Raw genomic sequence first — 9,325 nt, 5'->3', positions numbered from 1 at the left:
ATTTGATCGTTTCTTGAACCACTCCTTCATTACATCTCTTTACTTACCTTTTTTAAACTCTTTTTTGCCTCGTCATTCGAGTCGTAATCATTACCAGACAACTTAATTTACTCAAGTGCTCTACTATCGCACACTCGCAAACGCTACTTCGTCCAATTCCTTTTCCCGTTGCTCATTTTTATTAAAGCGCATGGAAATGAGCCTTGTTACTCCACGTTCTTGCATCGTTACGCCATAGATAGTATCGGCAGCAGCGATCGTTCGTTTATTATGGGAAATGACCAGGAATTGAGAGAATTGGGTGAAATCACGTAACATCTTTACGAAACGCCCGATATTGGCATCATCCAACGGCGCATCCAACTCATCCAGTACGCAGAATGGGCTTGGTTTTACGCGATAGATGGCAAAGAGCAACGCAACAGCTGTCATCGTCTTTTGCCCACCACTTAAGAGGGTCAGGCTTTTTAATTTTGTTCCTGGAGGGCGGGCTATGATTTCGATACCGGAATCTAGCACATCGTCACTTTCCTGAAGAATAAGATCTGCATGGCCTCCGCCAAAAAGGGCATTAAAGGTTTCGCTAAAGTTGTTACGTACCTTCTGGAACGTCTCATGGAACATCTTTTCTGAAGTCTTATTGATTTCCTCTATTGCGGTTAGCAGCTCGTTTTTGGAATTTGTTAAATCCTCGCTCTGTGTTTTGAGAAACTCAAAACGCTCTTTCAGTTCTGCGTATTCCTCGATGGCAACCAAGTTAACGGCACCCATGGAAGAGATTTTAGATTTCAGTTCATCGATTTCATTCTTCACCTCAGGCCAAGCAGTATTTTGCAAAGCCTCCAGTTCTTCTTTTGTAGGAACGGAACCTTTATGCTTTTTCTGATTTTCAAAAAAGTCCTTATCTTCTTCTAAATCATCCAGGCTGATCTTTGTTTTGAATTCTTCATCTGCGAGCCATAATTGCTGTACCCAATCGATCTCCTCAATCTCAACATGATACTCAGAGGACATTTTTTCCGTAATAAAACGCTCTTGAGAGGTGGCTTGTGTTAACTGTATTTCAAGTTTTGCCAACTGGCCTTCTTTCTCATGCGCAATTTTACGTTGTTCATTAAGCACGGCTTCGACCTGGTTCAAAGCCTCTTCCACAGCTGTAACGACTTGGCGTTGCTTTTCCAGATTAGCCTTCGCTTCGTTCATTGCCTTGATAAATTCTTCTACTTGCGTTTTTGCGCTAACGGCCGCTTCACCCAACTTTGCCACCTCATCTTGATAAGTATGAAGCTCACGTTGGCGGGTATTCAACATATGTGCTGTACCCTGCTTGCGCTGTTCGATCTGGCTCAACCCATGGGCAATGTGCTGCAATAATTGTTTTTTCTCAGCCAAATCTACCCGAAGCTCCGAAACAGCTTCCATTTGAAGGTCTCTGTCTTGGCGGCATTGTGTGATATCATCTTCAGCACCTTTGATGACTTCATCAATCTTTGATAGCTCTTCTTGCTTTTGCTCAAGTTCTACGGAACCTTTTTCGTAACGCTCTTTAGCTTCTTTGATGTTATTGGTAAACTGCTTACGGCGATCGCTAAATTGTTTTACCTTTTGTTCCAAATTTATCGAATGATTTCTTGTGGAACGATCCTCAAGCTGGGCTGTTGTCAATTCCTGGCGTGCGGCTGCTAAATTATTTTTCTTTTGTTCCACATCAGCTTCGCTGTCCTCTAGAACAGTGTGGTGATCTTTACTTTTGTTTGAAAGGGCTTCAAGTTGCTTTTGCTCCTTTTGCAGCTCGGTACGTAGTTCTCTTATCTCAGCTTCGCGTTGAATAAACCCACCGTCCTTCTTCTTTTGGCTTTCGTAATTTGGGGTAAAGACTAATCCTCTAGCGTCGATCAACTCACCGCTTTGAGTGGCTACGAGTGAAAATATAAAGTCCGGGTTATCTTTCCAGATGCTTAAAAAAGTAGTTAAGGAGTCACAAAAATAACAATCCTTCAAAAGAGCTTCGATGTTTTTGGTTAAACTATCGGATCGACTTTTCACGCAATCGATTGCTTTTACAATACCGGTAGGGATTTTTTTAGCCCTATTCTCCTTTTGTTCGGGAACAGGGATATTAAAACATGCCTTGGCCCACTTTTTATCCGCAAGGAAGGGTGCCACATCGGCAAGTTGATTCATGTCTTGAAGCGATACAGCATCTACCCCCATACCCAATAGGACTTCAAAGGCTGTTATATACTCTGGTACCACTTCAATATGCTTGGTCAGTAAATCGTACTTGCCTTTTTCCAAAACAGAATCCAGCTTGCCCTTCATGATCGATTTTGTGACCTCGCTAAACCCCTCAAATCGGGATTGCATGGCTTCTAAAACACTTAACTGCGCGTTCAGGCGGGCAATTTTACGGTCTTGATCTTGTATTTCGTGCTGGGCCGCTTTAAATTTTTCTCGTTTCTCGATGGTCACTTTTTGTGCAGCGTCCAATTCCTTTTCGCATTTCGCAACTGTTTCTTGGACAGTTTTCACGGCAGCTTCCGTAGAAGATAATTTTTCTTTTATCTGAGCAAACTGTTCTTCTGTATCCTTGATAGACTCTTCTAAATCTTTTTCCCTGGCTTCGTTTGTTTGCAGATCAACTTCTAAGGAAGAACGCTTAGATTGTAGACGATCTATTTCACCGCGTAGGGTGTGCAGCTTTTGCTTTTCTTTTTGAAAATTACCTTCAAGGACGCGCAATTTATCCTGTATTTCTAGTAGAACTTTATTCTTCTCTTTGTATAAATTGTCCGAAGCATCCACAAGCGTCATTTGAGATTCGCGATTAACGGAGGTATCCTCCATTTTTGCTTCTAAATCCTTTTGCTGCTTCTCTAACGATAAAATATCCTTTTCGGTAACGGCTATCCTATCCTTATAATCCTGTTGGCGCACCATAGACACATGGGCTAGGTTCTCCGCCTGATCCTTTTTAGAAGTGATATCAAACACTCCCTGCTGTATGGATTGTAGCTTCTCGTATTGGTCTCGGCGCTCTTCTTTTCTTTCCGCAAGCATCACCTCACCATCGGTCAGCTTCTGTTGCGCGGCTTGAACAACATCACGCAACTCCCCTACTTTACCCGTCAACGATTCTATTAACGCGTGTTTTTCTTGATATTGAAAACTATTCCAACCGAGATCCAAGTGCTTTAAGCGGTGCGAAACACGTTTGAAACGAATGGCTTTACTGGCTTGTCGCTTAAGGGCAGTGATTTGTCGGCCTACTTCATCAATAACATCATTGATACGCGATAAATTTTGGTCAACGAGCGCCAGTTTATTCATCGCTTCACGTCTTTGAGCCTTATAGCGAGTGATCCCAGCCGCTTCTTCAAAAATCACACGGCGTTCTTCCGGGTTTGTCGAGAGAATCTGGTCAATCTGCCCCTGTACCATAAAGGAATACGAGACACGCCCGATACCTGTATCCATAAAGAGCTGTTGTATATCCTTTAAGCGGCAGGCTTTGCCATTGATGTAATAATTACCCCCACCTTCTCTCGAAACACGTCTTGTTATTTGTACTTCATTAAAAGCTGTTCCGAGTTCTTTCTCACAATCTGTGAAAACTAAAGAAACCTCACATACTGGGAGCGCGGCGCGTTTGTCAGAGCCCTCGAAAATAACATCATTCATCTTACCGCCTCGTAGAGCCTTTGCACTCTGCTCTCCCAGAACCCACCGAATAGCGTCTACAATATTGCTCTTCCCGCAACCGTTTGGCCCAACAATAGTCGTTACTCCCGGACCCAGGATTACCTTGGTGCGATCTGCAAAGCTCTTAAAGCCCTCTAGAATAACTTCCTTTAAATACATATTTAAAAACGCTGAGCCCCTATTAGTAAAGGCTTTGCAGGGGATTTGCAAACTTTTTATATTTTTTAAATTAGATTTTTTATACGCAAATTAAAAAAATTTATGGATCAGTCGGGAAAGAAGGTGGTACTTTCGATTCAAAAGGATTGCCATTGCCTCAACTTTCATAATAAATATTAAAGCCTTGCTGACTAAAAATACCCATAGAATCATTACCTGGATAGTGCTTTTTCTGGCAATCTCCCTTGTCTCTGCCCCCTATTGGCTAGATTGGTTTTTGCCGACTTTGCTTAGGCAGTATGGTGTTGTTTATCAAGGGTATGAGAACGAGAACATCAGGAGCATTACTCTGAATGCAGTCGAATTTGCTGAAGAAGACTATCACGTTACTATAAAGCAAGTTACACTCCCTAGTCCGCTTTTCTGGGCAATCGGTCGTTTTACAGGCCAACTGGCTCTTCCGGTAGAGCTTGTTGATGTAAATATAGTTGAAAAAGCTCCTGAAACGGGATCCGAAGGCACCGGATTCGATATTACAAAGCAGAGTGCTTACGAGCTTTTTAATGAATTTTTGTCCACTATAAAGGATGTCAATCGCTGGCTCCCCAATATGCGTGTTCGGGCTCTTAGGTTCACTGACCAATTTGACTTTACTCTGATCACTTGGGGTAACGATATCATTTTCGCAAATGGCCTATACTTGCCAAAAGATGAATATTTTCGTTTCCGTACCGAGATTTTTCCCAATCAAAATAAAATTGGTGGCCTGTTTGTTTTACCTCGTTTTCGCGCCTTTTTCGAGGGAGATTTAATAATTTCAGATGAAAATTTAAACGTGCATGGCAAAGTCACCTGGATGGACAATGTCTCTACGTTGGATGCTGTTTGGGATGAAAAATCCCTGCTTCCCTATGAGCTCAACATGTATTCAGAAGCCTGGATCCTTCCAGAAGAGTGGCTAAACGTTCCGGAATACCATCAACCTCTATTCTCGGGCACTTTGGTTTGGCAAGCAGATACCTTTCACCTGGATGCCAAAGGTGTTGCCAGAGCAATTGATCCCAAAAAGGCAAAAGATCTGAATACTGTTATCAAACTCAGTTTTAGCGATAAAAGCTTAAAAATCGAAGAGCTGAAAGTCGAAACACCCTGGGTTCAGTCTGGTAAAGATGCGCAAATTGCAGACAATAACGCTACTGAACTTAATATTAACATAAACCTTGGCCAAATAGATTTCATAAATGCAGATGGCATTATAAAGGGGCTTATTCTGGTTGAGGAGGCTCGTGAAACAGATTACCCCGAAGTCAAAATTAATTTATCAGGAACAGACCTCGTATACGCAAAGCATGCCATTGAGGAATTTGATCTCGTTTCCCATTTCAATTGGCCAAACTTTGCCTTAGAGACGTTTAAATTGAAAGTCGATCGTGTCGTAGATGCAGAGTTGTCTCTTGCTGCTGATTTCCAAACCCACATCCATTCGGGGCAATTTAAAGGCGAAATTGATGAATATAAACAGTTGCTTGAGACAAAGCATGATCTCAAGTGGCATGGCACGTCTAAAGAGATAGACACGTTTTCTGTAAAAACGACCACCAAAACAGGGGAACACAATATTGAAGGCTCAGCAAATATAACGGATACACACTTTATAGCAAATATTCGGAAATGGAGCATTGCTATTTTTAATGAAGCAACGGATGAACCGGAAGCTCAATATGAATCTCGTATACCCTTCACAATTGAAAAAGCGTTTGATAAAGATTATTACAAAACGACCCATTTTAAATTTTCAGAAGAGGGATCGTTGTCTGAATTAGAGGGTAACTTTTTTATAAACGAGTTACGTAAAGGCCATTTAGAACTGACGCTTACAAATTTTCCGCTAATGGTAGCGGGCACTATTGTTAAATTTGATCCAATCTTCCTGCCTCTAAAATTTACAACGCTAGTGGCCTACTTCGATTTGGAAGATAAAGTCGTTACGGGTAAATTGAATACCGAGTTTGCTCACCCCATCAATGCTCAGAAGACGCTCTATGGTAATTTATCCCTAGATATAGAAAGTGATTATTTAAAGGCAGAAAGCGAAATTTTCTTAAATGCCGAGGAACAGCTGGTTTCGTTACACTCCGGCATGCCAGTAAATAAAAAGTTCTGGGAAGATGTTTTTAGCGGTAGAAGCCCAGAGTTAACGGGTGTTGAAGGTTTGGCGGAAGCCAGCAAAATTCCGATAAAAGTATTGAGGGCTTTCTTGCCGGATGTGGTGAAGGAACAAGGTACATTAACCGTTAATATCAAGTTTTCCTCAGATGATCAATGGCAGGGCAGTCTAATAGTCGAAGGTATGTCTACATATCCCCTGATGCCTATGGGGCCTATTGATAACATTCACTCTTTTATTTCGTTTAATAAACAAGAAGCTAACATACAAACCTTCTCGGGTTTGCTTGGAAGTCAGCCTGTTGTATTAAGTGGCAGAGTCAATTATAAGGACATTGAGAAACCGGTTTTGGATCTTGAGCTAAAAGGGGAGGATGTGCCTATTCTTCGCTCTCCGGGGCTTGTTCTGAAAGCAAATGTAGATCTTACCGCAAAAACCGCTCTCGGTAAAACGACTATCGCGGGTAACATCTTGCTTAAAGAAGGTTTCGCTCTGTTAACCTTTAGTGACTTTAAAACAAGCATGGGCTCCCCGGGCTCGAACCCACCCTATTTCTCAGTTAAAAATCCGTTAGTAGCTGATTGGGGATTGGATATCCTTATCGAGGGAAAAGATTTCCTTACACTAGACACCCCTGTTTTAAAGAGTAAGTTTTCAGCACACTTAGAACTGTCCGGCACATTGGAAGACCCGGTTAGCATTGGCGAAATTACCCTAGACGGCGGCACAATTAAATTCCCCTTCACGACTTTCACGATCCAGCAAGGCGAAATCTTGTTAAACGAATCTAACCCCTATTCGCCACAACTCGCTATAACCGGAACAGGAAAAACCTACGGGTATGACATTACGATGAATATTGGTGGCACCGCAGATGATCCCCAGATTACGTTTACATCCTCTCCGCCACTAGAATCCGGTCAAATTTTGTTAATGGTTACTTCCGGCCAAATTCCCCAATCTACCCAGCAGCGCTCTACTTCCCAACGTCTGGGGAGCCTTGGTCTGTTTCTGGGATCTGGTGTGTTAAAAGATTTTGGTGGCCAATCCGATTTAGCTGATCGTATCACTATTCGAGTGGGTGAGCAAATTTCGGAAACGGGACAGGACACCATTAATGTGGAATATAAAATAAATGATCGTTTCTCTATCGTTGGAGAACGAGATCGCTATGATGCGTATAATGTAGATTTACTATGGCAAATATACGCAAAATAATAGCGCTCTTTCTATTGCTCGGCATAGTGAGTTTTTCAACTGCTATGGCAGCTACCCCATCTTTAAAAATAAAGGGCTTTGGGCATGGTACACGTTCTATTATCAAGTCCATTGAAGCAGTATTGCCAGAAAGCACCGAAGCGGAGCCTGTTTATAACATTAATTTCATAGAGGATGCTTTATGGATCATCCGAGGAAAGGTAGAAGAAACAGGCTATTTGAAGCCAAATTTTTCTATCCAAGCTCAAACGATTGATGGGGAAACTGTTAAAAGTAATTGGGATGGCTCGTTTAATCCTACTCTTCCATTAAACGTAAAGGTGAACTACATCCTGTTCACTATTCATAAAGGCGTGAAATATGCGTTTCATAATATCAAGATTGAGGGCTTGCCAGCTGAGGTGCTTGAGGAGAACCCACCTGAATCTTTCTTTTATGAGTCCAGTTTCCTGATAATGACGGATAGTGATAAATACTACACCCCTTCTCGTCTAAAGGAGGGTTTGGCTCGAATTATAGAAAAGCTAGAGGGTTTGGGCTATCACGAAGCCAAAATTGAGGACTCAGAAACAAAGATTAATGATGAGAATGGTCAGGTAGACGTAAACATCAAAGTCAATACGGGTAAATTATTTTACGTTAACTCGGTTAAAACCATAGATCTTCGAGATAAGGAAACGAGGGAAATAATTGAAAAACCCGAGGGCCAACTCTTCACTCGCTCATGGCTCTGGGCCTATATTGCTAAGGTGCGTAATGATTATTATGCCATGGGTTACCCCGATGTTAAGGTTGAGGGTAAAATTGTAAATGATCAGGAAAAAAGTCATAGCGTTCAGGTAGATATCGAAATTTCTGTTACACCTGGCGAACTTGTTTATGTCGGTAAAGTTGAGTTCCTGGATATCGGGGTTACGCGAGAATCGGTTTTAAATAAGTCAGACACCCTGCAAACGGGTGAAAAACTAAATATACGTGAAGTAGAAAAGGTGCGTAACCGTTTGAATAAATTGGGTATATTTGAATCTGTCCAAATCAAATACGAAAAGGTGGGCGATGATGTTCGCAATGTCATTTTTCAATGTAAACCTAGGAAACGCACTGTTATTAGCCTTCTGACGGGTTATGGCAGTTATGAGCTTGTACGCTTCGGTGTGATTGTAGAGCGCAGAAACATTTGGGGGCTAGGTCACAGGGCTAAACTGAAAGCGGTACAATCATTTAAATCATCTAGTATTAGCACAACGTATACGGTTCCGGAAATTTTTATGGAAGATGTTTCGGCATACGGAAACGCATTTTTTCTAAATCGCCAGGAGGTGTCGTTCAAGCGTCGAGAATTAGGGGGCTCTATAGCACTACAGCGTGTTTTTCCGCAATACGATATCAACACTTCCATAAAGTATAATTATGAGGACTTGAAAGCACTTGGCCAAACCATTCCCGCCAATATTGGTCGTGCTCACTCTCGTGTATCTAGTATAGAATTGGCCGGCCAACAAACAAAATTAGATAGTATTCTTTTTCCTACAAAGGGTTATCAAGTCTTCGCTGCGTTTGAATTCGCGCTTAAGGAACTGGGTGGTAATGTTCAATATAACAGTATCGAGTTTGGTGGAGCCTATCACCACCCCATCAGTCGGTCATTGACGTTTCATGTTGGTTTAAAGCATGGTTTTATCGTTACCTTGGGTAAGGTTTCCGAAAACATTCCTTTCAACAAACGTTTTTTCTTGGGGGGTGAAAATACGGTTCGGGGCTATCGCCAAGGCCAAGCTGCGCCAAAGGATTCTCAAAATAAAGTTGTGGGTGCGGAATCTTATATACTCGTTAATCTGGAGCTCGATCAACGTCTCACTGAGGATTTCTCCGTATTTGTTTTCTTGGATAGTCTTTTTCAAGCCAAGCGTTTTGATCGTTATCCCGCAAACAAAGCTCTTTTCTCAGCGGGTGTAGGAATTGCCTATAGAACGCTTATTGGCCCGATTCGTTTTAGTTATGGAAGAAACTTGGATCCGCGTAAGCATGATCCGATCGGCCAATTTCATCTGTCCGTTGGTTTCCCTTTTTAGTTAAAAC

3 protein-coding genes are annotated in these 9,325 nt (G+C 42.0%); 2 read left to right on the top strand and 1 reads right to left on the bottom strand.

Annotation, left to right across the window (positions count from 1 at the left end; genetic code table 11):
* Positions 1–123 precede the first annotated feature (123 nt).
* A complete protein-coding gene (locus AUJ82_08455; GenBank protein OIO58729.1) occupies positions 124–3,861 on the bottom strand; it encodes a chromosome segregation protein SMC in 3,738 nt (1,245 codons plus the stop codon).
* Between the two features lie 223 nt (positions 3,862–4,084).
* Here AUJ82_08455 and AUJ82_08450 point away from each other — a divergent pair, with 223 nt between their 5' ends.
* Together AUJ82_08450 and AUJ82_08445 are read left to right on the top strand one after the other, a co-directional pair.
* Positions 4,085–7,246 carry a hypothetical protein gene (locus AUJ82_08450; protein ID OIO58728.1) on the top strand — a complete coding sequence of 1,054 codons (3,162 nt, stop codon included), beginning with the start codon at positions 4,085–4,087 and terminating at the stop codon, positions 7,244–7,246.
* On the top strand, positions 7,225–9,318 hold the full coding sequence (locus AUJ82_08445; GenBank protein OIO58727.1) for a hypothetical protein: 2,094 nt from the start codon (positions 7,225–7,227) through the stop codon (positions 9,316–9,318). Before AUJ82_08450 ends, AUJ82_08445 begins: the two co-directional genes overlap by 22 nt.
* Positions 9,319–9,325: the final 7 nt, after the last annotated feature.

This window comes from Verrucomicrobia bacterium CG1_02_43_26 (genome assembly GCA_001872735.1).
GTDB lineage: Bacteria > Verrucomicrobiota > Verrucomicrobiia > Opitutales > CG1-02-43-26 > CG1-02-43-26.
The sequence above is the reverse complement of the archived record's forward strand: the minus strand, read 5'-3'. Positions and strand labels throughout refer to the sequence as shown.